This is a genomic window from Paenibacillus piscarius, from assembly GCF_022234545.1.
Classification (GTDB): Bacteria; Bacillota; Bacilli; order Paenibacillales; family Paenibacillaceae; genus Paenibacillus_AQ; species Paenibacillus_AQ piscarius.
Genome location: NZ_JAIEUI010000037.1, coordinates 1 through 24,892, shown reverse-complemented (window position 1 = coordinate 24,892; position 24,892 = coordinate 1). Strand labels below are relative to the sequence as shown.

General features: G+C 48.9%; 26 protein-coding genes and 2 pseudogenes. 4 read left to right on the top strand and 24 right to left on the bottom strand.

From position 1 onward, the window contains the following. Nucleotides 1-40: 40 nt before the first annotated feature. The 6 genes from K1558_RS31845 to K1558_RS31820 form a co-directional block, all read right to left on the bottom strand. On the bottom strand, nt 41-928 hold the full coding sequence (locus K1558_RS31845) for an alpha/beta fold hydrolase (protein WP_238656002.1): 888 nt from the start codon (nt 926-928) through the stop codon (nt 41-43). A 103-nt stretch (nt 929-1,031) separates the two neighbouring features. Further along, a complete protein-coding gene (locus K1558_RS31840) occupies nt 1,032-1,214 on the bottom strand; it encodes an aspartyl-phosphate phosphatase Spo0E family protein (RefSeq protein WP_420800491.1) in 183 nt (60 codons plus the stop codon). A 102-nt stretch (nt 1,215-1,316) separates the two neighbouring features. Further along, a complete protein-coding gene (locus K1558_RS31835; protein WP_274529238.1) occupies nt 1,317-2,534 on the bottom strand; it encodes an aminotransferase class I/II-fold pyridoxal phosphate-dependent enzyme in 1,218 nt (405 codons plus the stop codon). 12 nt (nt 2,535-2,546) lie between these two features. Further along, nucleotides 2,547-3,038: an Lrp/AsnC family transcriptional regulator gene (locus K1558_RS31830; protein WP_238655998.1), complete on the bottom strand. Its 492-nt coding sequence runs from the start codon at nt 3,036-3,038 to the stop codon at nt 2,547-2,549. A 162-nt stretch (nt 3,039-3,200) separates the two neighbouring features. Beyond that, nucleotides 3,201-3,602, bottom strand: coding sequence for a spore coat protein (locus K1558_RS31825; protein ID WP_238655996.1), 402 nt, complete (start codon nt 3,600-3,602; stop codon nt 3,201-3,203). A gap of 35 nt (nt 3,603-3,637) precedes the next feature. Continuing rightward, nucleotides 3,638-3,871 carry a hypothetical protein gene (locus K1558_RS31820; RefSeq protein ID WP_238655994.1) on the bottom strand — a complete coding sequence of 78 codons (234 nt, stop codon included), beginning with the start codon at nt 3,869-3,871 and terminating at the stop codon, nt 3,638-3,640. 155 nt (nt 3,872-4,026) lie between these two features. Between K1558_RS31820 and K1558_RS31815 the strand changes: the two genes are divergently transcribed. Beyond that, nucleotides 4,027-5,265, top strand: coding sequence for an NAD(P)/FAD-dependent oxidoreductase (locus K1558_RS31815; protein WP_238655992.1), 1,239 nt, complete (start codon nt 4,027-4,029; stop codon nt 5,263-5,265). Between the two features lie 82 nt (nt 5,266-5,347). On the opposite strand, the gene K1558_RS31810 is transcribed toward K1558_RS31815, so the two are convergent. The 4 genes from K1558_RS31810 to K1558_RS31795 all read right to left on the bottom strand — a co-directional run bounded on the left by K1558_RS31810 (nt 5,348) and on the right by K1558_RS31795 (nt 10,708). After that, a complete protein-coding gene (locus K1558_RS31810) occupies nt 5,348-6,922 on the bottom strand; it encodes a flavocytochrome c (RefSeq protein WP_238655990.1) in 1,575 nt (524 codons plus the stop codon). 157 nt (nt 6,923-7,079) lie between these two features. Beyond that, a complete protein-coding gene (gene dcuS / locus K1558_RS31805) occupies nt 7,080-8,693 on the bottom strand; it encodes a DcuS/MalK family sensor histidine kinase (protein WP_238655988.1) in 1,614 nt (537 codons plus the stop codon). Between the two features lie 200 nt (nt 8,694-8,893). Continuing rightward, complete coding sequence (locus K1558_RS31800; RefSeq protein ID WP_238655986.1) at nt 8,894-9,256, bottom strand: FMN-binding protein; 363 nt, start codon at nt 9,254-9,256, stop codon at nt 8,894-8,896. 21 nt (nt 9,257-9,277) lie between these two features. Then, nucleotides 9,278-10,708, bottom strand: coding sequence for a flavocytochrome c (locus K1558_RS31795; RefSeq protein WP_238655984.1), 1,431 nt, complete (start codon nt 10,706-10,708; stop codon nt 9,278-9,280). Nucleotides 10,709-10,893: 185 nt separating this feature from the next. Here K1558_RS31795 and K1558_RS31790 point away from each other — a divergent pair, with 185 nt between their 5' ends. Next, nucleotides 10,894-11,352: a hypothetical protein gene (locus K1558_RS31790; RefSeq protein ID WP_238655982.1), complete on the top strand. Its 459-nt coding sequence runs from the start codon at nt 10,894-10,896 to the stop codon at nt 11,350-11,352. Between the two features lie 90 nt (nt 11,353-11,442). On the opposite strand, the gene K1558_RS31785 is transcribed toward K1558_RS31790, so the two are convergent. The 4 genes from K1558_RS31785 to K1558_RS31770 all read right to left on the bottom strand — a co-directional run bounded on the left by K1558_RS31785 (nt 11,443) and on the right by K1558_RS31770 (nt 14,495). Continuing rightward, complete coding sequence (locus tag K1558_RS31785) at nt 11,443-11,697, bottom strand: DUF7660 family protein (protein WP_238655980.1); 255 nt, start codon at nt 11,695-11,697, stop codon at nt 11,443-11,445. A 30-nt stretch (nt 11,698-11,727) separates the two neighbouring features. Continuing rightward, the gene (locus K1558_RS31780; RefSeq protein WP_238655978.1) at nt 11,728-12,447 is read right to left on the bottom strand and encodes a response regulator; all 720 of its coding nucleotides are present in this window, start codon (nt 12,445-12,447) and stop codon (nt 11,728-11,730) included. Between the two features lie 14 nt (nt 12,448-12,461). Next, the gene (locus K1558_RS31775; RefSeq protein WP_238655976.1) at nt 12,462-13,553 is read right to left on the bottom strand and encodes a DUF4291 family protein; all 1,092 of its coding nucleotides are present in this window, start codon (nt 13,551-13,553) and stop codon (nt 12,462-12,464) included. Between the two features lie 264 nt (nt 13,554-13,817). Beyond that, nucleotides 13,818-14,495, bottom strand: a complete 678-nt coding sequence (locus K1558_RS31770) for an LUD domain-containing protein (RefSeq protein WP_238655974.1) — start codon at nt 14,493-14,495, stop codon at nt 13,818-13,820. Between the two features lie 94 nt (nt 14,496-14,589). Here K1558_RS31770 and K1558_RS31765 point away from each other — a divergent pair, with 94 nt between their 5' ends. Next, on the top strand, nt 14,590-15,294 hold the full coding sequence (locus K1558_RS31765; protein WP_238655972.1) for a Crp/Fnr family transcriptional regulator: 705 nt from the start codon (nt 14,590-14,592) through the stop codon (nt 15,292-15,294). A gap of 3 nt (nt 15,295-15,297) precedes the next feature. Here K1558_RS31765 and K1558_RS31760 read toward each other — a convergent pair whose 3' ends face one another. From K1558_RS31760 to K1558_RS31745, 8 genes and pseudogenes are all read right to left on the bottom strand, one after another. After that, complete coding sequence (locus tag K1558_RS31760) at nt 15,298-15,621, bottom strand: hypothetical protein (RefSeq protein ID WP_238655970.1); 324 nt, start codon at nt 15,619-15,621, stop codon at nt 15,298-15,300. Beyond that, a pseudogene (locus K1558_RS33270) lies at nt 15,602-15,811 on the bottom strand (hypothetical protein); the annotation flags it as partial. The pseudogene K1558_RS33270 and the gene K1558_RS31760, both read right to left, overlap by 20 nt. Continuing rightward, nucleotides 15,799-15,921, bottom strand: a complete 123-nt coding sequence (locus K1558_RS33265) for a pentapeptide repeat-containing protein (protein ID WP_420800492.1) — start codon at nt 15,919-15,921, stop codon at nt 15,799-15,801. The gene K1558_RS33265 and the pseudogene K1558_RS33270, both read right to left, overlap by 13 nt. Further along, nucleotides 15,918-16,019: a hypothetical protein gene (locus tag K1558_RS33260; protein WP_420800490.1), complete on the bottom strand. Its 102-nt coding sequence runs from the start codon at nt 16,017-16,019 to the stop codon at nt 15,918-15,920. The genes K1558_RS33265 and K1558_RS33260 overlap by 4 nt, the downstream gene beginning before the upstream one ends. Nucleotides 16,020-16,029: 10 nt before the next feature. Next, on the bottom strand, nt 16,030-16,164 hold the full coding sequence (locus K1558_RS33255; RefSeq protein WP_420800489.1) for a hypothetical protein: 135 nt from the start codon (nt 16,162-16,164) through the stop codon (nt 16,030-16,032). Between the two features lie 250 nt (nt 16,165-16,414). Next, the gene (locus tag K1558_RS31755; RefSeq protein WP_238655969.1) at nt 16,415-16,633 is read right to left on the bottom strand and encodes a hypothetical protein; all 219 of its coding nucleotides are present in this window, start codon (nt 16,631-16,633) and stop codon (nt 16,415-16,417) included. A gap of 155 nt (nt 16,634-16,788) precedes the next feature. Next, nucleotides 16,789-17,091 (bottom strand): hypothetical protein, encoded by a 303-nt coding sequence (locus K1558_RS31750; RefSeq protein WP_238655968.1) that lies wholly within the window; start codon nt 17,089-17,091, stop codon nt 16,789-16,791. A gap of 345 nt (nt 17,092-17,436) precedes the next feature. Further along, complete coding sequence (locus K1558_RS31745; RefSeq protein ID WP_238655967.1) at nt 17,437-17,838, bottom strand: hypothetical protein; 402 nt, start codon at nt 17,836-17,838, stop codon at nt 17,437-17,439. Between the two features lie 161 nt (nt 17,839-17,999). On the opposite strand from K1558_RS31745, the pseudogene K1558_RS31740 reads away from it, so the two are divergent. Then, nucleotides 18,000-18,854: pseudogene (locus K1558_RS31740) on the top strand (transposase); the annotation flags it as partial. A gap of 246 nt (nt 18,855-19,100) precedes the next feature. Here the strand turns inward: K1558_RS31740 and K1558_RS31735 are convergent. Continuing rightward, nucleotides 19,101-19,385 (bottom strand): hypothetical protein, encoded by a 285-nt coding sequence (locus K1558_RS31735; RefSeq protein WP_238655965.1) that lies wholly within the window; start codon nt 19,383-19,385, stop codon nt 19,101-19,103. 12 nt (nt 19,386-19,397) lie between these two features. After that, nucleotides 19,398-24,782, bottom strand: coding sequence for an RHS repeat-associated core domain-containing protein (locus K1558_RS31730; protein ID WP_238655964.1), 5,385 nt, complete (start codon nt 24,780-24,782; stop codon nt 19,398-19,400). Nucleotides 24,783-24,892: the final 110 nt, after the last annotated feature.

The window sequence follows — 24,892 nt, the reverse complement described above, 5'->3', positions numbered from 1 at the left end:
CCAAGCTCCCCAAATACCTGTTGTCTGACCGACTCTGGAATCATAGCTCTCCCCTCAGAACCCCCACCAGCTCCCGGTTCACCCGCTCCGGCTGCTCGTGATTCACGCCGTGTCCGGCATCCGGGATGACTGTGTAGCGGAACCCGCCGGCGTCCAGTGTCCTGGTAAGCTCCCGCTTCTGCTCCAGCTTATAATCCCCCAGCAGAAAATACAGTTTGTCGCGAATCGGAACCGCTTTCTCTTGTTCGTAGAGCTGGAGCTTATGGGCGAACATCGCCTGCTGGTTATGGCTGCGCATTAACAGGACCAGATGCTCCCCGACCTCCGGATGCTTGTCGAACAGGCCAGAGGCCGGGGAGCTGAGCTTGCGAGCCACCTTGAGCAGATTGTTATGGGTAGGGATGAGAATCTCCGGAAACATCATCATCAGGGTATGTATCATGCTTCTAACAGGGGCTGTGACCATTCCACCTTCCATGCAGACCGCCTTCAGCACTCTACCGGGACCGTTCACTGTATAATTAAAGGCCATATACGTACCATTCGACACCCCAGCCACATAGAACGCCCCAAGTCCCAGTCCATCCGCCACGCTGCTGATCCAATCCACCTGATCGAAGGTCTGTTTATGAAACTGCTCCCCCGGAACACTCTTCCCCGGCCCGCCCAGTGTATCTACCGCAATACAATATAAATGCTGCGACAGCTCCTTCATGTTCAGCAGCCACATCACGGCCGAATTGTCACCAACTCCATGGAACAGTAGCAATGGCGGTGAATCTGGTGCTCCGGCTGTTATGCAATGGGTTGTCCCGTAGGGCGTCTCCACATCAAGCTCCTGATACGCTGTTCCCCAGCCCGCAAGCAACCCGTCATAAGACCTGAGGACCTGAGCTTTAGCGGCCCCGCTTTTGAACACTTTGACCATGAGAACTCCACCTTCATATCAATTAATGGTTTGATACTCTTATGACAAAAAAACGGACATCCCCCACCAGGCAGATATCCGTTTCAATATAAACCATGCCGCATTATTCACCCTTGCGGTGGCGGCCTCTCATATACTCATTAATCTTAGTGTCCAGCAGGCTGCTGATGGCAATCACCTTATCCGAGGTAAACGACTTCTCCTGTACAAAGAGCTGTTCCATTCTGCTGCGAAGGCTTTGGATTTCAGCTTCCAGCGAGAGCCTGTGTGCATCTGCGCTCAGCACAATCATCCCTCCTCAGGTGTATCTTGTCCTTAGAGTAAAATAATACCATACAGAAGGATGATCCGCTATAGTTGTTCTATTTGCAGCTTGAGTGCTGGCTGCCTACGCCCCTTCACGCGCCAGCTGAGCCACAAAATTCCCGATCCGCTCCACCGCTTCATTCAGCTGGGACACGGAGGTCGCATACGAGCAGCGCAGGTATCCTTCGCCGCCCAGGCCGAAGACGCTGCCCGGTACGGCGGCAACTTTATACTCCAGCAGCAGGCGCTGGGCGAACTGGTCGGAGGTCAGCCCGGTGGCCTTAATACTCGGAAAAGCGTAAAACGCACCCTGCGGCTCGTGGCATTCAAGTCCCGCCTCGCGCAGCCCTTTGACAATCAGCCTGCGGCGCTGGTTATAGGAATCGGTCATCCGGTCCTTCTCTTCTAAGCCGTTGGTCAGAGCCTCCAGCGCCGCCACCTGACCCATCGAAGGTGCACACATTACGGTGTACTGGTGAATCTTCAGCATCGCCGAGATCAGATCCGGGTGGCCGCAGGCATAACCCATACGCCAGCCGGTCATAGCGAAGGCCTTGGAGAAGCCGCTGACCAGGATGGTCCGGTCCTTCATTCCCGGCAGGGAAGCGAAGCTGACATGGTTGCTGCCATAGGTCAGCTCGGCATAGATTTCATCCGAGATGACAATGAGGTCATGCTTCTCGACTACCTTGGCAATCGGCTCCCAGTCCTCACGGCTCATGATGGCGCCGGTCGGGTTGCTGGGATAACAGAGAATCAGAATCTTGGAGCGCGGGGTAATCTTCGCCTCCAGATCTTCGGCGGTCAGCTTGAAGTGATTCTCGCCGAACGTCTCAATGCCTACCGGAATTCCGCCGCCGATAGCGGTAATTGGGGAATAAGAAATATAACAAGGCTCAGGAATGAGAATTTCGTCTCCGGGAGCGATCAGGGCACGGAGCGCCAGATCAATCGCCTCGCTGCCGCCGACAGTAGCGATAATCTGGTTCGCCGGATCGTATTGCACCGCGAAGCGGGTCTCCAGGTATTCGGCAATTCCGGCCCGCAGCTCCGGCATCCCGGCGTTGGAGGTATAGCCGGTGAAGCCGCGTTCGAGCGAATAGACGCACGCTTCCCGGACATGCCACGGGGTTTTGAAGTCGGGTTCCCCGACACCCAGCGAGATAATATCCTTGCTGCCCGCCGCCAGATCAAAAAACTTGCGGATGCCCGACGGCTGAATCTGCTGGACGAGCGGGGCCAGATAAGAGTTCATCGACTTGCCTTTATCTCCTGTATGCTGACTGTTATTTATGATCATGGCTTACACCCTTCACGGAGATATCATCAGACGGTTGTCTTCCTCGTGCTCTTCGAAGATGATACCGTCCTGTTTATATTTTTTGAGCGTAAAGTTGGTCTTGGTCGAGAGCACGGCATCGATCGGCGACAGCTTCTCGGAGACGAAGTTGGCGACCTCGCGCAGGTTGCGGCCTTCCACTTCCACCAGCAGGTCGTAAGCTCCTGACATCAGATAGACGGATTTGACCTGCGGATACAGATAGATGCGTTCAGCAATCCCCTCGAAGCCGCGGCCCCGCTCAGGAGTAATCTGCACCTCGATCAGCGCGGTTACGCGCTCATCATCCACCTTATCCCAGTTCACCACGGTCGCATATTTCACAATGACATGTTCTGCTTCCATCTCTGCGATGACGGTCTTGATATCTTCCTCTTCCGCACCAAGCAGAGTTGCCATCAAGGCGGTTGAGCTGCGCGCATCCTCCTTGAGCAGTTCCAGCACTTTCCTCTTCAATTCATTCATTCCCTAGCCTCCTGCAAAAAGAGTTTAGTATTAATATGACATGAAAATAACAGTTCTGCAAACGAAAATAACCCCGCCGGGGCGGGGTCTGGAAAGTGGCCTGTTCTCCTGAAGCACCGGGGAAGCGCTCTTCTGCTTCACCCGTCCTGCATCAGGGTTACATTACATGTAGTAGGAGCCGCTGTGCTGCTGCACGTTCGGCTGATGCTGGGCAACGTTGGAGTTGTGGCCCTGATTGTAGGCTCCGGCTCCGCCTGTTTTCTGCTGGACGAACTGCTGCAGCTTCTGCTGGGTCTGCTGGGCGCTCTGAATCTGCTTGTCCAGATCCTGGCGCAGTGCTTTGCCGGGAGGCGTGTACATGTTCATCTGCGACATCTGCATGTACAAATCCCCCTGAATCCGCAAGGTGTCCATAGTCAGGTCGTTGAATGCCCGCCGTACCGCCGGACAATTCGATTCTGTGGCTGCTGTGGTATATTCACGGACTGTCCGCTTCAGATCGGCCAGAATCGTGTACAGTAAATCTTCATCCGCCATAAATGACGTTCCATTGTTTGCGTACACAGTAAAACCTCCTCAAATTTAGTGGTATCTTTCACTTACTGCGGCTGGGTCGGCGCATATTGCTGATGCTGGTGCAGCAGCTGAACCAGCACATCCATATGGTGGTTATGGCTCTGCATCTGCTGGAGGCAGATGCCCCGCACGGTGGAGTTCTGTGTGGTTGCGGCTGTGGCCGCCAGCTGTTTAATCAGCAAATCCTCGTTGGAAATCGAATCGGAGATATATTCCAGTTCTTTTCCGCTAAGCGCCTGCATTTGGTTGGATTGCATATTCGGTATTCCCTCCTTCTGGTTATTCAAGCGTTCCTTAGTATGCCGCGGAGTCTGGCTGTTTATGTGCCTGTTGACTCCAAGGCAACGGACGCATGAGACCCCCTAACAATGCAAATAATATTATTCTGAATCACACAAAGGAGCGAACAGACATGAAACTCGTCAGCGGACAACTGCCCTGGGAAAATACAATACCTAATCCGCCGGAGTATCCGGTTCTGGAAGGAGATATTACCTGTGACTGCCTGATTGTAGGCGGCGGGATGGGCGGAGCCATGATGTCCTACCGTATGTCTCTCAGCGGGGCAGATACTGTACTTATTGAGAAAAGAAAAGTCGGCACCGGCAGCACCCATGCCAACACAGGCTTGCTGCAAATTGCCAACGACAAGTCGCTGACGTCCTGCATGAACACCTTCGGGGAAGAGAACGGCGTGCTGTTCTACAGGCTCTGCCAGCAGGCCATGAAGCGCATTCTGGAGCTGCCCGGCAAGCTGGACATCGACCCGCAGATTATTGAACGCAGCAGTCTGCTGTATGCAAGTGTGCCGGAAGATGTGGCGATGCTGAAGCTGGAGCACGAGAATCTGAACAAGCACGGCTTTCATTCTGAGTTCTGGGAAGAGGCGGACATCCGCGCGCATTATGCCTTCTCCAAGCCGGCGGCACTCTACTCCAAAGGGGATGCAGAGACGAATCCGCTGCGAACCGTGCACAGTCTGATTCACAAAGCCCATGCCGGCGGCGTCCGGGTCTACGAGCACACCGAAGCCCTCCATTACGAGTACAATGAGGACGGCGTAATCTGCCATACCGCGAACGGACGGATCTATGCGAAGAATGTGGTCTTCGCCATGGGGTATGAGACCCAGGAGATGAAGAAGGACCGGGGAGCGGAGCTGATTAACACTTATGCCATTATGACTGAGCCGCTGCCCAGCCTGCCGAAATGGCATGAGCAGAGTCTGCTCTGGGAGACGGCCCGCCCGTATCTGTACTTCCGGACCACGCCGGAAGGGCGGATCATCGCCGGGGGCAAGGATGAGCAGCTTACCAGCGTGGAGCGGCGGGAGGTCCGAGTGCTCTCCCAGGGTGAACGGCTGATGGAGGAGCTTACCGCCCTATTCCCTGAGCTTCAGGGCACCAAGGCTGAATTCTCCTGGGGGGCGGTATTCGGCTCCACACATGACGGACTCCCTTACATGGGACCGCACCCGGAATATCCGCACTGCTACTTCATTGAAGGCTACGGCGGGAACGGTACATGCTACAGTATGATTGCCGCTGAGCTGCTGGCGGATACGCTGGCCGGCAAGACGCGGCCGGAGCTTGAGCTGTTCTCTCTGACCCGTTCGGCGAAGCCTACGCCATCTCCGGCGATCCAGCCGTAGAACAACTAAAGGGATGCCCGCACAGTCTGTTGGCTGCGGGGCATCCCTTATCTCTTGTGTATGATAATATTATGAAATCATATTATTGCGCTTTGACAAACGCAGCAGACTTAACCCCTGCCTCACGTCCGAAAATAATAATCTCAGCAACCGAGTTCCCGCCGATGCGGTTCTCACCGTGCAGCCCGCCGACCACTTCACCGGCTGCGAACAGGCCGGTAATCGGCTTGCCATCCTTGTCCAGAACCTCTGTGTTCGTGTTGATGACTACGCCACCCATCGTGTAGTGAATCCCAGGGCCGATCTGAATCGCATAGAATGGCGCGCCGGACAGATCGTTGTCCATCCCGGTCGTTCTGCCGAAGTCTTCATCCGATTTGCTCTTCACTGCACTATTCCATGTATCCACTGTAGTCTTCAATTCAGCGGCCGGAACCTTCATCTGCTCAGCCAGTGCCTCAATCGTGTCTGCCGTCTTGACTACGCCCATCTTAATGTATTGATCCACCGCTTTGACCCGCGATTTCACGCCGGAATCGAAGACCAGATAAGCGGATTTCTCAGGAAGCTTATTAATGGAAGCTGTTACTTTGTCACGGGTATCCATTTCATTGCCGAAGCGCTTGCCTTCTGCCGAGACGAGAATCGCCCCTTCGCCCCGCACCGCTTCGCCGATCAGGTAGGATTTCTCCTGTTGTACAGTCGGGTGAACCTGGATCTGATCGAGATCAACTGTTGTTCCGCCAACCTTCTCAATCATCGCAATGCCGTCGCCGGTGCTGCCCACCTGATTGGTCGTTACCAGTCCTTGCAAATCCGGGCGAACCTTGGCGATCAGCTCCTTGTTGGCACCGAAGCCGCCGGTGGCGACAATAACGGCTGAAGCCGAAATGACTTTCTCATCCTTCTGATTGAACAGCGCCTTCACGCCGTTCACCTTACCGTCCTGCATAGTCAGTTCCTTCACATCCGCATTGACGAACAACGGGATCCCTTGTTCCTGAACATTGCGGACCAGTCCGGCTACGAGATATTGTCCGACCGCAGAGCCGTCTTCAGGACGGTGGGTCCGCTTCTCTTTCATACCGCCGGTAATTGTAAGGTTATTCAGACGGATACCGATCGAATCCAGCCAATCAATCGCACCTGCGGAGTTGTCTACGAAGTACCGGAGCAACTCCTTGTTGTTCGTATCATGTCCGCCCTTAAGCGTCTCATCATAGAACAGGTCATTGCTGTCCTCGATCCCCTGCTCCTTCTGGAACTTCGTCTGCGAGGCATTCATCCCGGAGGAGGATTTGGTCGTATTGCCGCCGGCTACCGGCATTTTCTCCAGAATGACCGGGTTCATGCCGGCTGCCTTGGCCTCCAGTGCCGCAGACATTCCCGCGCCGCCAGCGCCGACAATGACGATATCATATTTATCTTTTAACTGGTCATACGGTGTATAGCTGGCTTCAGATGCTCCGGATACGGCTTCTGCTGTCTCTTTAGGTGCCGCGGTTGCTGCGGGCTCTGTAGCTGCCCGCTCAGTAGTCGTGCTGCCAGCTCCCTGGCTCTCATTCTTGCTGCCGCCCGCATTGTTATTCCCGCAGCCAGCGATCACCAGCATCACCGACAGGACGAGGATGAGCACCGCTGTTACTCTCTTATTCATTGTGACTGCCCCCTTGTGCATATTTTCACAATTATCATAGCGGCAATGAGGCAGGTCTTGGAAGCTTCCGTAAATAATTAAAGAGTTTTGTAACTAAAGTAAGTGACTTAATTCAGGCGTACCAAGAGAAGCGGATGCCGGGAAGGTCAGGTCCGGATCACAGATTCCCCTCCTCCTTCACCTCATAGGGCACGTCCACAATGAAATGCGCTCCCGTGCCGCAGCCGGAGGCAAGCTCAATATGGCCGTTTAGCTTGTCTACGCTTTTCTTAACCAGATAGAGTCCGATGCCCCGGTGCTCTCCCTTGGAGGAGAAGCCCTGGATGAAGATCTTATCCTTCTGCCCCGCCGGAATTCCCGGACCGTTGTCGCTGACCTCACATAACAGCCGCCCTTCTTCATATTGAAAAGCCAGCTCCACCCGCTTCACGCTCTGCTCTCGCTCCGCGCCCAGCGTCTCCAGCGCATTGTCCAGCAGGTTGCCGGCGATGGTAATCAGCTCATGGATCACCTGCGGATCGGCGGGCTCCGGCAAATAGCTCTCCTCCGTCAGCAGCAGCTCAATGCCTGCCTCACGCGCCCGGCTAAGCTTGCCCAGAAGGAAACCAGCCATCACCGGGTCCTTGATCTGTCTTGTAATCGACCCGATCTCCTTCTGGTAGTTGCTGACCGTTCCCAGGATATACTGCTGCAGCTCATCATACAGGCCCATATGGGTCATGCCCATAATGACATGCAGCTTGTTCATGAACTCATGGGCACCGGACCGCAGCGCCTCGGCATAGACCGAGACACCCGACAGCTTCTCGGCCAGCACCGTCAGCTCGGTCTCATCACGGAAGGTGGCAATCGCCCCGGCAATCTGGCCGTTGACCCGCACCGGCAGGCTGTTCACCAGCAGCGAGCTGTCTCCCAGCACCAGCTCCTGGTCCCGGATCTCCTCCCCCTGGGCCAGCACCCGCTCCAGCCGCAGCTCCGGCCAATATTCGGCAATCTGCCGGTTCAGAGCCGGGCCGCCCATGCCCGCTCCCTTCAGCAGACGTTGGGCCTCCCGGTTAACAATGGTGATCCGCGCCTCCTGGTCAACGGCGATAATCCCTTCGCGCGTAGATTCAAGCATGGCGCTGCGCTCCTGGAGCAGCTTGGAGATATCCTCCGGCTCCATCCCGAAGACCATCCGTTTAATCTGCATTCCCAGGATGAACGCGCCTCCGGCTCCAAGCAGGGCTCCAGAGACCAGAATCGCAATAATTGTCCATTCATTCAGGCGGACGAGACGCTCAACCCGCTCCAGGGAGAGACCGGCAATCACAACTCCGACCTGATGGCCCCTGTTGTTATAGACGGGCACGAAGGCGCGCAGCGATCTGCCCAGCGGGCCGGCCCCCTCGGAGATACTCTCCCCGCCATGCAGGGATACCTCCTGCCCGCCTCCGGCGAACGGTAGCCCGACCAGCGACACGTCCGGGTGGGAATAACGGATTCCCTTCATATCGGTAACGACCACGAACATAATATCGTTGCGGCGCGCAATCCTTGAGGTGTAGTCCTGAATCCCCTTACTGTTCCCTTCACTCAGCCCCTCCGGGACCAGCGGGATCAGGGCAATGGTGCGGGCAATGGTAATCGCCTTATCCTCCAGCGCCTGCCGGGTCTGCGGAATAATCTGATTGCGGAAGATAACATACAGGAGCAGCAGAACCAGCAGCACCACGGCCGAGACCATCACGGCAACCATGGTGCGGAGGCTGAAGCTTTTTTTCTTGGCCAACGGGGTACACCTTCCCTTATCTCTGCATAATACCGAACTATATGGGTTACAGGCGGATTTGTAAAGTAAACTCACCCTGCCGGATTCCCGCCGCATAAGAGGGATGGATCCCTCACATTGCATAAGCTTCCGCAGGAATGAAGCAAGCCCAGCTCTGCTGCCGGAAGACAGGAGTGCTGGGCTTAAGTGGTATAAATGAACTATTCTTTTTTCTTCGCCTGGTCCAGAGCCTGGGTTACCGCTTCGATAATACCTCCGCTGGAGCCGGAGGCCCCGGAGAGGGCGTCCACGCCTTCGGTGGTCTGCTTTTCGATAATCTCAGGAATCGTGTTCTCCACAGCCGCATCGATCATAGCCTGCGTCTCCTTGTGCTCCTCCACGGTAATGGCCTCGATCTTCTCATCCTTGATTTCCACCGCTACCTTGATGTCGCTCTTGACGCCCTTGCCTGTTCCATCATACGTTCCGTCCACATACTGACCGGAAGACGAAGAGCATCCCGCTGCCAGTATACTCACTGCGGCAACTGCCGGAATCAGCATCGTTCTCATCCACTTTTGCATTATTGACTCCTCCTGGAAATTCTATTTCTTCAGCGTCTTCACAGCTTCATCTGCTGCGATCCGTCCGAAGGTGATGATGTCTGCCAGGGCATTCCCGCCCAGACGGTTCGCGCCATGAACCCCGCCGGTAACCTCGCCTGCTGCATACAGCCCTGCGATAACCTGGTCATTAGTGTCCAGCACCTGAGCCTGCGGATTAATCGCTACGCCGCCCATTGTATGGTGAATCCCAGGTGTTATCTGAATTGCATAGTACTTGCCTTGTTCAAAAGAAAGCTCCAGATCCGGCCGTTCAAACTCGGTATCCTTGCCGGAAGCCACGAAGCCGTTGTAGGTCTTCAGCGTCTCGGACAGCACAGCCGGGTCCAGATCAATCTGCGCAGCTAATTCTTCAGGAGTCGCGCCTTCTTTTACCAGATCCATTCCAAAGTAAACCTCAGTCGCCTTCAGATTCGAACGCAGCTCATCATTGAAGATCAGGTAAGCCACCTTGCCCGGCTGGGCCAGGATGTTCTGGGACACGACATCGCGGGTCAGCAGCTCATTCGTGAACCGTTTGCCGTCGGTGTTGACCAGAATGGCCCCGTCTCCGCGCACGCCTTCGGTGATCAGCACGCCTTGACCCGGGATCGTGGTCGGATGAATCTGGATTTCCTTCATGTCTACAAGCTTCGCACCGATCTTCTCAGCCATCGTGGTGCCGTCACCGGTTGCCCCCGGGTGGTTGGTGGTGGAGAAGCCTTCAAGCTGCGGCTGGTAGCCCTTGATCATGTCCATATTGGCTCCGAAGCCGCCGGCGGCCAGAATCACGGATTTGGCGTTGATTGTATACTCCTTGCCTTCCTTGTCGGTCACCTTCACTCCGGTAACAACACCTTCATCATTCTTGACGATCTCTTTGGCGGTCGTCTGCATTCTTACGTCAATCTTCTCATCCTGCAGCTTCTTCTTCAGCGCAACGACGATGAAATTCCCGGCCGCCTCGCCGCCCTTCGGACGGTGAATCCGGTTCACGCTGGCTCCGCCTGCGCGTCCCACTTCCGACAGCTCTGCGCCGTTCTCCTTCAGCCACTCGACCGAAGCCGCTGCGTTATTCGTCAGCGTTCTGACCAGATCCGGGTTGTTCAGGTTTTTGCCGCCCTTCATGGTATCCTCGAAATGCAGCTCAGGACTGTCTTTAATCCCTGCAGCCTCCTGATAAGGCGTCCCTGCCGCATTCAGTCCGCCTTCCGCACGGACGGTGTTGCCGCCCAGCATCGGCATTTTCTCAATCAGAATGACCTTGGCTCCCTGGCTATGTGCTTCAAGCGCTGCGGTCATCCCTGCTCCGCCGCCCCCGATAATAACGATGTCCGTAGACTCCCCTTTGTCACTGTTACAAGCAGGCAGCACCAGCAGACTTGCCAGCAGCAACCCCTTGCCCAGCAGACTTGCCCATCTCTTTCTGTTCATTCAAGCTCTCCTCCAATTGTGTTTGTGCATATTTTCACAATTATCATAACCTGAATGCTGCTGCGCTTGAATATTTAGTAATTAAAGAAATGGTTAATGTAAATAAAGTAAGCACATTTGCCTTGAATACGTCTGAAGTTCTATAATTAGTTCACACATCCGTATCATTAGGAGGAACAGAATCTATGGAAAAGAGCAACAAGTACATGCTTGCCGGCGCTATTCTGGCCGCAGCGGGTGTCTCCCTCATGACCTACACCGCAAGCCGCTACACTTCGTTCAGGAGCATGGTTGCCCGGACCCTCCGCCTGGAGGATATCGCCGCACTGGAAATTACCCGGCTGTCTTCTGTTCCCGGTGAACAGAAGGACATTGTAGTCACCGACCCGGAGGAAATTAAGCGGATCTATGATGATTTCTCCGGCGTCCGCCTGATGAAATCTGCCCGCAATGTCAGCACAGGCAGCAAACACAGCTATTATATTACCATCGTTCAGGCCGACCGCAAGCAGCGGTTCGACATCATCCTGAAGGGTGACCAGCACATGATTATCTACGACAATGATATGAATAACCCGCACCTGGCAGCCTACAAAATCATCAACACGTTCCAGCCGCTGGCGCTGCAGCAGGTATTCGCTTGACCCTGTAAGTGCAGCAACGTGCAAGAAGTGAAATGGAGTCATGGTCCGCTTAACGCAGCCGTGACTCCATTCGTTTAAAGGACCGTCCGTTTATTCGTAGAGCTTCCCGGCATAGAAGAGCGTCGCTATGAAGTGCCAGTCAATCTCCTTCGGCATCGGCAGATTCATATTTTCATAATAACCGTCCATATCTTGGGCCCACGACTGAATGCCCTCCAGCAAGCTCTCCACGCTGCCATTCTCCCATTCCTGCGGATGGGTTCTGTAATCCTTGGCCAGCAAGCCCAAAAAGGCTGTGAATTCTTCTCTGTTGCCTACCTTCTTCAGTTCCTCATGCAGCTCCATTACTCTCCCTCCATGCCAGCTTAAGGCCGCTTAGATATATTTGCTGATCAACTGGTGTCCCTCAGGCTTCACCTTGTACATATACACCGGTCTGCCGACCGCCCCGTAGCTCAGCTCCATCTCCAGAATGCCCGCCTCGGTCAGAAAAGCCAGATATTTGCGCACCGAGATCCGCGAAATCGGCGCATGGCTGCTGATATCCTCCGTGGAGAAGACCGGACTCTGCAGCTCATGAATTGTGTTCCAGATACTCTCCAGCGTGCCTTCGGCCAGCCCCTTGGGCAGCGGCAGCACCGCCGGCTTGTCCTTCTCCGCCCCCTGCGAATGACGCAGCAGCTTATCGAGCTGCTCCTGGCTGAGATGCTCCTTGTGCATCAGCTTATAATCCTCACGGTACGCCGACAGCGCCGCATGGAAGCGGGCGAACTCAAACGGCTTGATCAGATAATCCACCGCCCCGTTCTGCAGCGCCTTGCGGATGCTCGCATTGTCGCTGGCCGCCGAGATCACGATAATATCCACCTTGCTCCCCTGCTCCCGCAGGGTAGAGAGCAGCTGCAGCCCGCTCGTATGCGGCATATAAATATCCAGCAGCATCAGGTCCACCCGCTGCTTCTCCAGCATCGTCACCGCTTCATCCCCTGTAGCGGCCCAGCCCGCATACTCGAAGCCCGGCACCTGCTCCAGATAATGGCGGTTGAACTTCGCCACCATCGGGTCATCCTCTACGATCAACACTCTAATGTTCATGGGTTCTCCTTGTCTTACTGAATCATTCCTAAGGTTCGCTTAATAGAATTCTCCACAGGATACGGAGTCTCCTCCGGCAACAGATCTGTCCTGAATTTCCCTGCTCGTATTGCTCCTCTGGTATCGGCTACGTAATCTGTTATGTCATGGATTTCAACCATCCATTTGTGAATATAATTGTGCACCATCCCGCCTCTCAGGCCTAACTGGACGGCTCTCCGCGGCAATTTATTCCCATAGATATCTCTATCGGGGTCCCATTGGCATCTCACTTGGGAAGCCTGTAACTTCGTCTGCCATTCCTTCCGGGAAGCATACAGGTCACGATCATAGGAGGACAGAACGACCTGTGACAAAATATAATCGAAGCCCTCTCTAGTAATATCAATCGCCAAGATCCGCTCCTGATCTGTTTTGGTCGCCCACCCCGACCGGTACATCATCCATAAGAAAGAAGGCTTGATCCAGGTCATTCTATCGATTTTAAAAGAAGGCCCGAATTGCCCAAGCTCTACTGCCTCATCTGCAATTTTGTGATTATAAGCCTGATACACGCGGACCGTTTGTTTATTGTAATGGGCCATGATGATTTTGTCCCCTGCGTCTGCCGTCCGTTCCAGTTGCTGTAGCGCATTGGTTCGGATGATTTCATTGTCAGACCCGGCAAGGAGCTTTAATTTACGTCTGGCCTCGCCCGTGCCAATGTCACCAAGCGCCCAGATACATTTTACCGCTAATGCATAGGAATCGTCATAGTCTAAATAGTCAAGAGGTGTGATTGCCGTCTGGTACAGGGATTCAATGCTGGCAGGCGACCTCAGCTTCTGCAGAATCATCGCTATATGCTCATGCTGAACATGCCAATCCGCCCCGATCAATTTACAGAGGATGTCCACGTAATCTGTAGTGAAGAGATCAAACGAGAATCCGATGAATAAGGAATATTCGACCTCTTCAGCTCTTTTCCCCGTATAAGCCTCGCCCAACAGCTTCAGCATATAGTTCGGATTCTGCACAACATCCACCGTGAAGGATTGTAAGAAATCAGCCTTGGAGATCGACCCGCTCATTAGTTGTTCAATTAAATGTTGCTCAGCAATTGTCATTTGAATGATTGCCCCCGTAATTATCTAAAATCAACAAAATGCCTGCGGCATCGCCATCGTAGCCGGTTTTTCGGCCACATCCGGCCTCGCGGATACTCTAAGACACTTATTCCCAACTTTATACATAACTTTATCCACATCGGACGATAATCATAATTTCCTCAACAAAAAAAGCTCCAGCCTTTGGCAGAATGGTGTTATGGAGACAACATCACCCCAAAAGAGGAGCACCTGGAAATTACCCGAACAGCTCCGAAAAAGAAATTAAAATCCCAAAGATTCACCAACGAGGATAACCTTTATTCTCCCCGCTGTCTTACTCATTCTGGTTTCGACGATGTAAGAACAGATACAATCATCTGATTTACAATCTGCGCAGGCGCCATTGACCAGGCAGGGCGTTTTTTGCGGTGAATGAAGAAATGGGCTGGACGAACTTGAGCAACGGCTTGCATTAATGGGGGCGGCATAGGTTCTGGCTCTGATCACTGCGTCTTCAGCGGTCTTGCAGACCTTATTCATTCCAACGACAGCAACCACACTTCTCGGTCCAAAAGTAATCGCTGCCGCCCGGTTGCCCACACTGTCGATATTGACCAATATACCATCTTCGCTAACGGCGTTAAAGCTGGTTAAATAAGTGTCGCACAAAAGAGATTGGCGCATGAGGTCATAACGTTCCTCCATCGTTTGCGCTATATCACGATCAATGATGGTATAGCTGCCTTGGCGTACCCGTTCAAGAAGCCCAATGTCCTCAAGCGTGACGGACCCGCCCCATGATACCGAAGACTGTTCCGGAATAAGCGACAGTGCCTTTTCAGCAGCTTCTACAGCGCTATCACAGTAATAGGCCTCAAACTTTCTGCTTTGCAGACTTTTAATAACCTTGGTGGCTAACAGCCGGTTCCTTGCTTTGATTGAATCTTCTTTCGCTTGCACTCTACTTCCCCCATTCTGACGCAGGAAAAGGTGATTAAACTCCCTGTGTATTTATCATTACTATAGTAAAGTAAAAAGAAAAAGGATGTTGCACATGCAACGCAAAGCCGCTCAGAATAACTTAGAGTCCCTCTGTCAATCACGCTTATTTATGGGGATCTCCCCCAATGATATTCCCCAAATGCTTGAATGTCTGTCAGCCACACTGCAAGAATATGCAAAGGATGAAATGGTTGTCCGTGAGGGCGATTTCGTCGATGATGTCGGCATTATATTGCAGGGTACCGCTCAAAGTACGAAACTCAGTCCTGCAGGAAAACAAATTATTGTATCCCTCCATTACCCGGGCGGATATACCGCTGTTCTCACAGCAGCCAGCCGTGGACGAAGATGCCCAATGTCAGTAAAAGCCATAGAACCGCTTGAGGTGTTGTTTATTCCGATCCGAAACATATTGAGCCCTTGCACAAAGTTATGTATGGCACACGAACAATTACTTGGCAACCTGTTTGATAGCATTGCCGAACGTGCGTTAGAGCTGCATGACCGGAATGATTGTCTGATGATGCCGACTATTCGCGACAAGGTCCTGACTTATTTAACAAGAGTGAAGCGCGAAACCGGAACGGAGACTTTTAAGATTCCCTTTGACCGGGAAGCCATGGCCGAGTATCTGGACGTAGACCGCAGCGCCTTATCCCGAGAGCTGGCATGGATGAAGCGGGACGGCTTGATTGAGTTTAGTAAGAATGAATTTAGGCTGTTGCAAGAAGTAGCTACTCACAGTTCATCAGACTAGAGATTAAGTATCTCCTTCTACCGCATATGTTTTTATTACAACATTCTCCTCAAATACATAAATTCTTTCACATTCATTACATCTCCAAACATCGTAGCGAGGGGACTGTATAGTAACGGGGTCAATTAAGTCACCTGAATTAATAACATCGTCCCATTCTATATCAGTATAAACTATCAACTCTACGTCATTAAGTGCGCGTGAATTTGAAAGTATAGCACCACATTTACATTGGAATTTTGCCATCTGATCGCTCCAGTTCTGAAGAAAGCCTTGAGAGGCAAAATTCCAATCAAGGTGTAACTCCTTAGAATTGTTCATCTCCAACCTTAATTGCCCCGTATTCCAAAGGATCAAACCCTAATGGCCATACGGTGTTATCATCGAACAGCGCACCTTCTAAAAAGCAATCCTGTATTCTTTCGCACATCATATTAGCGCCCATCAATTTTGTATCTTTAAAATCAGTCTTCCATACATCAGCTCCGACTAAAATAGCGTTGTTTAAGTTAAATTGCTTAAGATAGCTCCTGTTAGCTTGGCGTTTGTAAGGTTGGAAGACTCCAAATTAGAATTTTCAAGTATCGCCACCATTAATAAAGCATTTGTTAAATTCGTTCTATTTATTTTTGCCTCTCAGCACCAAGTAAATTAGTTCCGATTAAACTTGTTCCGCATAAATTTTCTTTATTTAGCATAGCTCTATGTAGGTTTTGACTATCCAAGTTTGATTGTTCAAGTTGCCCACTGATAAAAAATCTTTAGTATCTCCTCAAGATTCCCCCGGCCGCCCACACCAGTAAAACATCCATCTTCTTTTTTACAATAAATCCCGTCATCATCCGTTCGCTCTATTCGTATTACATCCATCTGCTTAATCTCCACCTCTAATCCGTCAAGAGCAATTACAACATGTCACCCGGGATTGTCAATAGAGTTTATTCTAACCATTCTTGTAACCATCTTAAAATCTCCATTTATTATACTACTATTTGGTTTCCCTAAAATTTCCCTGAAACTTGATTCCAAGGAGCCCCTAGACCTCTGCTATTTTTGAACCTCAAGGTTCTTAGAGAATTAAGCAGGACTTATTAAGCATTTACCTAATAACACTTCTGCTTCATCCCCATTTGGTTTTAAGATTTAATGAAATAGCGTCTTTATTCATTTGTGGATTTAAATAGCCCATATACACAACATTATTAATTACATATTCACTCGCAATGTTGTTTGCGCCTACCAGTAAATCCCCTGTAAGTCTGCCAAGATATTTTCCAGTTATCATAACGATATCCACACTCTTTAAATACATTGAAAATTCAACATTTATAGAAAACATACGCTTCACCATCCTTTGTTTTTGTTGTCAAGGTGCCGGTACTTCATTTGATTCAAAGCAAACTCAAAACCTTCCCAAAATACCCATAGCCTTACGTAACCCAAAAAAGAAACCTTGAAAGGCATGAAGCCAATCAAGGTAGAAGCTTTTGAAAATTATTTTATATAGCCTGTCTTAATATTATCCACTTTTACATCAACAATAGTATCACGTTCGACACGTATGACTACCCAAAAATCTTTATCACAATTAGGACAACAGACATATCCTTCGCCTTTTGAACTTCCGTCCGGTGGTCTTTTCTGGTGCGGAGGCTTATACTGCCTTGTCGCCCATGTTAATGTATCCCCCAATTTGTAGGTGTCCAGATTCATCATGCCTATTTTAAATTCGGCTTTTGTATTAACAATCTCTCCACATCTAGGGCATTCTTCTTCAATTAATAGTAAATTATACATGTTCACCCCCTAATCTTTTAAAGGATTAAGCATTGGCACTTCAATCTGAAATAGAGTCTCTTGGCTGTAGTGTTAACATTAAGGAATTCATTGTGCTGATTAGTTCTAAAATAAGTCTTCCCGACACGAATAATATCCAAGGCTTTTTGTATCACTTTTTTCAACTGCGGCATCAAGAAACTATTATCCAACAAAAATTGGATTTCTTGATGTAGGATTATCCAACCTCTCTGAAGCCAAAATATCCCAAGCACTAATTTTTTAAGATTAATAATATTCTTCTTTTTTTAGATAAAAAGGATATCTAATAGTGATTTAGAATTTAGAATTTAAAATTATAAAATTTTATAATTCTTCAAGTGAGACAGCTTCTATTGAACTGCAATAAAATTCAATAAAATTGTAACCATCATATTCGCCATATCCACTATCATCATGAACATGATATCGTTGACTTGTCTCCCATCCTAACTCTTTTTTATCATGTACTATTAAACTTCTAGTCAAATAAAGATTTGTTATTTTTCTTATACTAAGTTCTGAAACATTAAAATATTTGATCTTCAATTTGAATCTCTGACCTGTATTAATAACTTGAACATGAAAGGAAAGAATTAATAAAGCTATACAATTTTCTTCATAATCATAGTCCACAACATAATCAATTCCGATCACTTCCTTAAATATCCAACCACCAAGGGCATTTAAATTTTTTGTAATATTGTCGAAATTTTTAATATTATTCAACTTATATTCCTTCCTCATTGATCAACAAACTTAATCTTGTTTGTTTCCACATCTATTACGCCTTCTCTCATCTTGCCTGTAGAAGAGTCCTTAAAATATTTTATTTCGGTTTTGATACTTTTTCCAGCATCCTGATAAATAAATTCATGCATATGTGGAATGCCCAGCAGTTGTTTGAGGATCTCGTCGCTCAGTGTCAAGAAGCTGGAATCCTGGGCGGAACTCATGTCGCCATCGACAGCGCAGCCATTCACGCCTACGAGAAAAAAGAACCCAAGCGAAAAAGCGAACTCACGGGCAATTCCAACTGGGGAGTTAAACTCGATACGTTTAGCAACAAAGTGAAGTGGTTTGGCTATAAGCTGCATCTGGCCGTCGATGCCAAAAGTGAACTTCCTCTGGCACTCCAGGTGCCCCCTGCCCATGTGAACGACGCAGACGAAGGGCCTGCGCTCATCACGCTTGTTGCTGCGAAATTCAAAGTGAAATTCTTCATGCTGGATGCGGGCTATGACCAAATGAAAAATTACGAGACGGCCCGCAGAGTCGAGGCACAAGCCATTATTCCACTGAATCCACGAAATGAAAAGGAACCCCCTGTAGGCATTACAAGTAAAGGGACACCTTGCTGTTCGATGGGGGTTCCAATGACGTATTGGGGACAGGAAAAGGAACGTTTGAAGTTTCGTTGTCCGCATGCAACTGGGAAAGTGGATTGTCCTTTAGGCATGGCGGCTTGTTCCACATCCAATTATGGGATGGTAGTCAAGGTCGACACTCAGCAAGACCTTCGCCGCTATGCGATGCCGCACCGGGAAAGTCGGGGCTGGAAGGAACTTTACAACAAACGAACCAGTGTAGAACGCTGTAACTCTCGAATGAAGACCTATCTCACTGCAGACCAATTGCATGTTTGGGGCGTTCAGAAAGTCACGACTCACCAATATATGAATGCCATTGTGCTCCTTGCTTCTGCACTCGCTGTATTGAGACAAAGAGTCGTAACTGCTGCTTAAAATATAGCCGTTTTTCAAATTCTGCCCGTCTGTCCATTTTTGATCTTCTTTTCTCAAAACCTAAATTTAACATGCAGTATAGCCTAATCTTTTTCCTGAAAATGAATTATGCAAAATGCTCAGGTATAAATTTGAAGATTCTTGTACGTGCAACCGAAATAAAGAATTTATTTTTAGTAATGAATGGGTTATATTTGTTATTTATTAAATATTTGATTCTTTCCGCATTGCGAGCCCTCAAATATACTATCTTTCCTCTTGGCACCGAAGTGAATCACAGCTTACTAATCTCCTACCTATTAAATCGTCAGCGTTATATTCGCCTGGCTCTAATTGTATAGTCATGGATTCTGTAGGACTAATGTACTCATTCTTATTGACCAACGCTACTCCCTTCACTAAATAGGATTTAGAATTATCGGTTTCATCATGTAGAAATTCTCCTTCAAGGTTTCCATTTGGTTTTCCTTCAATGGCAACTATGTTGGCAACCTTGATAAAGAACGCTGTTCTGACCTCAATTGAAAACATTTTCTCACCTCGTCATTTCCCCAGTTCATTTAACTCTTGTGTCATTTTTCTCAATCTATCAATTGTCGCCCTTGTTTCAACATTTGGAATCCCATACGATTTCCTGTACTTTATGAGCTTTTCAGCGGCTTCAATTTCTACGGTAAGTACTGTTTTTGGTGTTTGGTCTGGTATTTTGCCTGCTCTGTATTGTGCAGTATGAATGAATTCTTCAAATACAGCAGAAGTCGTTGGATTCTGCCTTAATTGTATTGTCTTCTCATTCCAAGTGACAGCCTCTGCACCACGATAATCTAAATATCTTATTGCCTCTTCGGACTGGTCAATAACCCCTCCTTGTTTTTCAAATGCCTTTTTCATCCTATCAAATTTTACAGGGTCTATAGAGCCAGATGAATACCCAGAACTTCTTGTAAGGCCTTCACTTCCCCCCTCAGCCTGCATCCTAAGATTAACCGAATTAGCCGCCTTAACCTCATCATTCGTCAGAGTGGTTGGAATACCTTGTCTTCTCAGTTTACTATATAGCCCGTTAGGGCCGCTCGACAACATCTCCTGAACTGTCTGATAGCCTACCCCTGAGCTTGATTGCTGAACTGCTTTCTGGACCGCCTTGGTTCCGGCTATTTCTGCAGCATCCTTTATCACAGCTGTCGTAAGAGCTTTTCCGCTTAATTTCGCTGCTACTTTTTCTGCTACTTTCCCCGTAAATTGGACGGCGCCTTTAGCACTGGCTTTTATAGCTGCGCCTCCACCCAGTGTAACTACATTGAATAGCAAGCTTGCAGAACCTGCAGTTCTTTCCAGAAACGTATTATCTTTACCGAAAGCCATCTTAACATCATCGAGAATCACTAGGTTTGCGGTATTAATTAATAAGTTCTTCGTTCCATTCTTAATTGTGTTAAACATAGATCCTCCGCCTGAGTTCTTTGCAGAAGACTTAACAGGGGCAGGGGTTTTCTTATTAGCTGCTTGGGCGGCTTGTTCCTCTTTCTTCGCTTTGTTTAGCGCTGTGGCTAAATTAGTGTTCTGCTTCTCCAGCTTGGACATTGCAGCCGCCGCTGCACTTCCTGCAGCTGATGGACGTGAACTACTAGTTGAACTACTGGTTGATGTAGCCGGCTTTGCTTTCACTGTAACAGTTGGAGCTGCCTTCGTATTATTTGTAGACTTCGACGGAGCTGCTTGTGTTGATTTCTGTGCAGGCTTCGTTGATGCAGGCTTCGCTGGTGCTGGCGGCGTTGGTTTTGGAGCCGGTGTAGATGCCTTCTGCTTGGCCAGATACAGATGCTCCTGGCGCTCCATAGCAGCCTCGTTCCGGTTGAGCTGGCTCTGGACGGAGCTTGCCGTTGCCTTGTGCCCAGTCGGATCGATATACTGGATCGGATCATTATTCGCATAAGTATACAGATTTAGACTGAGCGGATTATTATCTTCACCCCAATAGCTGTCCTCTGACAGGAAACGCCCGATGTACGGATCGTAGTAACGTGCCCGCAGGTAGTACAGCCCTGTCTCTCCATCATAATACTCTCCTGCATAACGAATGGATTCTGAATAGGTCTCGATGCTAAGAACCGGATTACCAAAGACATCATAGTCATATTGGTTCTGCACTTCTCCGACAGATGTTACGGTCTGCACAACATCTCCATGTCCATTGTACAAATAGTAGCTGTACGCCTGGGCTTGATTCATTCTAGCAATGTAGTTAATCCCCCGAATGTACCGGACATTGAACTTGCTGCTTTCGTCCACTTCCAGGATGACGTGCTGACGGTCATATACATAATTCGTTTCCTCTGCTACATTCCCTTTCTTTGCGTTGCTTACTGTTTTCTTCACCCGTAAGCCGTCACCATTATAAACATAATCTACGGTTGTCCGGTCTCCCGCTTTCACCTTGACAGCTTTCGTTAAACGGTTGAACCCGTCATAGGTTTGAGTTACTTTTTCGATGAGACTGTTAATTTCTTTAGTCTGTGCCTCGTAAGTATCTCCCCCGGTAGCTTGGTGCATCGCTGTTGTATGAGGCTGGATATAGGCTGTCCGTTGGCTAAGCTCGTTGCCATTCTTATCGAAAAGGTAATCTACTGTTTTGAGCAGTAGCTCCTTACCTGTAGTATCGCTCATCCGCTCTTCAAGCTTCACTAACTGATTGCTGGAAGAATACAGATATTCACTCTTCTTCAGTTTATACTGAAGCGCTTGTTTGGTATCCGGGAAGATATAACTGCTAGGCTGCAGCGAGTTATAGGTCTCCAGCATAGACTGCCGGTTCCCTGCACCGTCATATGCATAGACTGTAGTCTTCCCCGGTGCCTCGATCTGCTTGATACGGCCTGCTTCATCGTAGCTGTACGCAGTCGTTCCGAAACTATCTTTCTTGGAAATCTGCCGCCCAGCGTCATCATAGGTATAACGATAACTGGACATTTCAGAACCGTTGGCCCGTTTGTTTATTAAGGTTAGCAGGCGATTGTTCAGATCATAGGTGTAGACCTCTTTAAGGCCATCTTCATACTGTACCATTGTCCGGTTGCCATTCTTGTCATAAGAATAGGTAGTTTCTTTACCGTCATAGACAACACGGTCCATCCTGCTGGATTTGTCGTAATGATAAGTAGTGGTGAAGCCCAACGTATCTGTCACTGACTCCACATTACCTATCACATCATACGTATAGAGGAGCTGAACCTTACTGTCTTTCATGATTTGGAGCAGCTGATTCTCAGAATTATAGGTATAGCCATACGTTCCGCTCTCATCAATCATGCGAGTCCGGTTGCCAGCCTCGTCATAGCTATATCTAATTCTGTCCCCTGTCTCCAGCACTTTCATCTCGGTTAACAGATTCAGACTATTGTAAGAATATAATGTATTATTCCCCTGATGGTCGATCATACGCTGTTTATTTAGTGCCAGATCATAGGTGTAACTGATGGTTGCATTACCGGCATCTGTCACAGATAGCAGCATCCCATAGGATACATAGCGGTATTGGGTAACTTTACCCCGTCCATCTTTCATGGACTGCTTGTTTCCCATACGGTCATAGCTATAGCTGACCTCTACACCCAGCGCATCAGTAACCTTAGTCAGACGTCCAGCATTATCATATTCATAACGAATAGTGCTTCCTAGAGCATCCGTTTTTTGAATAAGGTTGCCATAAATATTGTACTGATAGGCCGTTGTGAATTTACTTGTTCCATTCTTACCAGCCAAGACCGGATCGACAGCAGCAGTCACACGATTGCCCAGATCATAATGATATATCGTTCCATACCGGGACTCATCGCTCTCTCCTGCTGCATAACCTTTAGCATCAATGCTCTTAACCATGTTGCTGTTTGCATCATAAATTTTCTTGCCGACCACTGTACCATATGGGTCAATGGTAAGAGATAGCCTGTTTAATTTGTCATAGGTATATGACATAGTGTAGCCCTTGGCATTAGTATCTGAAATTTTATTTCCGGCCAGATCATAAGCTGTTGTAAACTTGTTACCTTCCGGATCAGTAACTACCGTAACCCGGTTCACAGCATCATACTGATACTGTGTTACATATCCTCTCTCATCTTTATCTGAAATTTTATTCCCAGCAGCATCATAGCTGTATTTTCTTACGATCTCTTTAGAACCTTGAGTACGACTCACCCTCTCCACACGATTCATAGCATCGTAGGTATAATTTACGGTGTATTCCTTTCGGTTAGCCGAATCAGAGGGCAAGAATCCGTTTGCTCTAGGGTCTGTTTCCTGAATTTTGTTGCCAAGCACGTCATAGCTGTACGTTGTAACCTGCATGATTTTGTTCGGATAGGAAGAATCAAGTAGCTCAGCCAGATTAGGCAGAGTGGAATACCCTTCAAGGGTTGCCTTATCCAGCCACCCTATCCGCTTCACCATCCGGTTCTGGGAATCGTACTCATACTGCTCGACATCTGTTAGATCGGCATCTCTTAACTTTTCTGATTTAATAAGATTTCCATTTTTATCATACTCCATCGAAGAGCTTGCGCCGCTGTTGTCTGTGCTGCCTTTGAGCAAATTGTTATCATAATAGATATAAGTAGTTTCCCGGCTTCCAGCATCCTCTTTTGATCCTGATAAAAGCTTCTTAGTCATATTTCCGGCCGCATCATACTGGAAGCTCTCCACTGCATAAATCACGTTCTTACTTTCATCGAGTGCAAGCGGAGATTTCTTTTCAATGAGCCTGTTACCGGCATCATAATTGAAGATGGTTATACTGCCAGCTTGATCTTTTACCGACACCAGATTCCCGTTAAGATCATATTTGTTCTCAACGGTATTCCCATATGGGTCTTTTACAACCTTTTCTTTGCCAAATGCAGTGTAACTGGTAGTAGTTATTGCTCTAAGCGCATTGGTCTCCGAAGTCTTCCTGCCCAGTTTGTCAAAGGTATACTTAAACACTGCACCATCTGCATAAATAATTTCCCCGGGTGTTCCGTCAGGATTGACTTCATATGAAGTCGTGCTCCCCCGTTCATCCGTTCGTGCCAGCAAATGATTCAGCACATTATATTCATACAGCTTACTGCCGCCCAGAACATTGGTTTCTTTAATTAGCCGGCCAAGTCCATCGTACAGATAGATTGTACCTTTGGAAGAACCGATATTACCAGTGTACCTAAGACCATCTACTTTTTTAGTCATCTGTCCTTTAGCATCATACTGCATGTACTCAAGGACTTTGCCTTCAGGCGACAATGTGGATAGTCTGCGGTTCATCTTGTCATACGTATAAGAAGTTCCCTTCATACTCAAAACCTGATTAGGATTATCCAACTCTTTGTTGTATTGATTAGGTGCGATTTCCCGAATCAGATTACCGCTTAAGTCATAGATGTATCGTGTTACAGCCAATCCGCCGTCTGCAGCGGGCAGACTTTTACGCAGCACACGATCAAGTGAATCATACTCATAGCGGGTTTGCATTCCAATGGAATTGGTCTCGGTTAGTACATTGCCCGCATCATCATATTGATATAGCGTTGAACCCTTAACGGCATCCGTCTTCTTCATTAGCTGCTTATCATAATTGAATTCAAATAAGGTTGTATTTCCCTTAGCATCACTCTGGCTTAACACTTGATCATTTTTCGAATAGGTATAGGTTGTCGCCGCCTCTAGACGGTCCACGTATTCATTGTCGAACACAGCACCCGGCAAAAAACCAGCACTGATGTCCGTAGTCTTAACCAGCACAGCACTTTTGGTAAGCCGTGATCTGGAGTCATAGCTGTTCCTTGTGACATCGTAGTTATTGTCGCTAATCTTTTGATAAGTTGTTACGATATTCCCGGCCCGGTCATAATCCTGCTTACTCTCTCTGCCGAACGGTCCTGTAACCTGAATCACTCTTCCGCCTTTATCATAGATCTGCTGAGTAAGATCCCCTATGCTATATAAGTTGAACTAAAGGAATTCATTTCCACACCGTCGAATAAAAGAGTATAACCTAAAAGCGA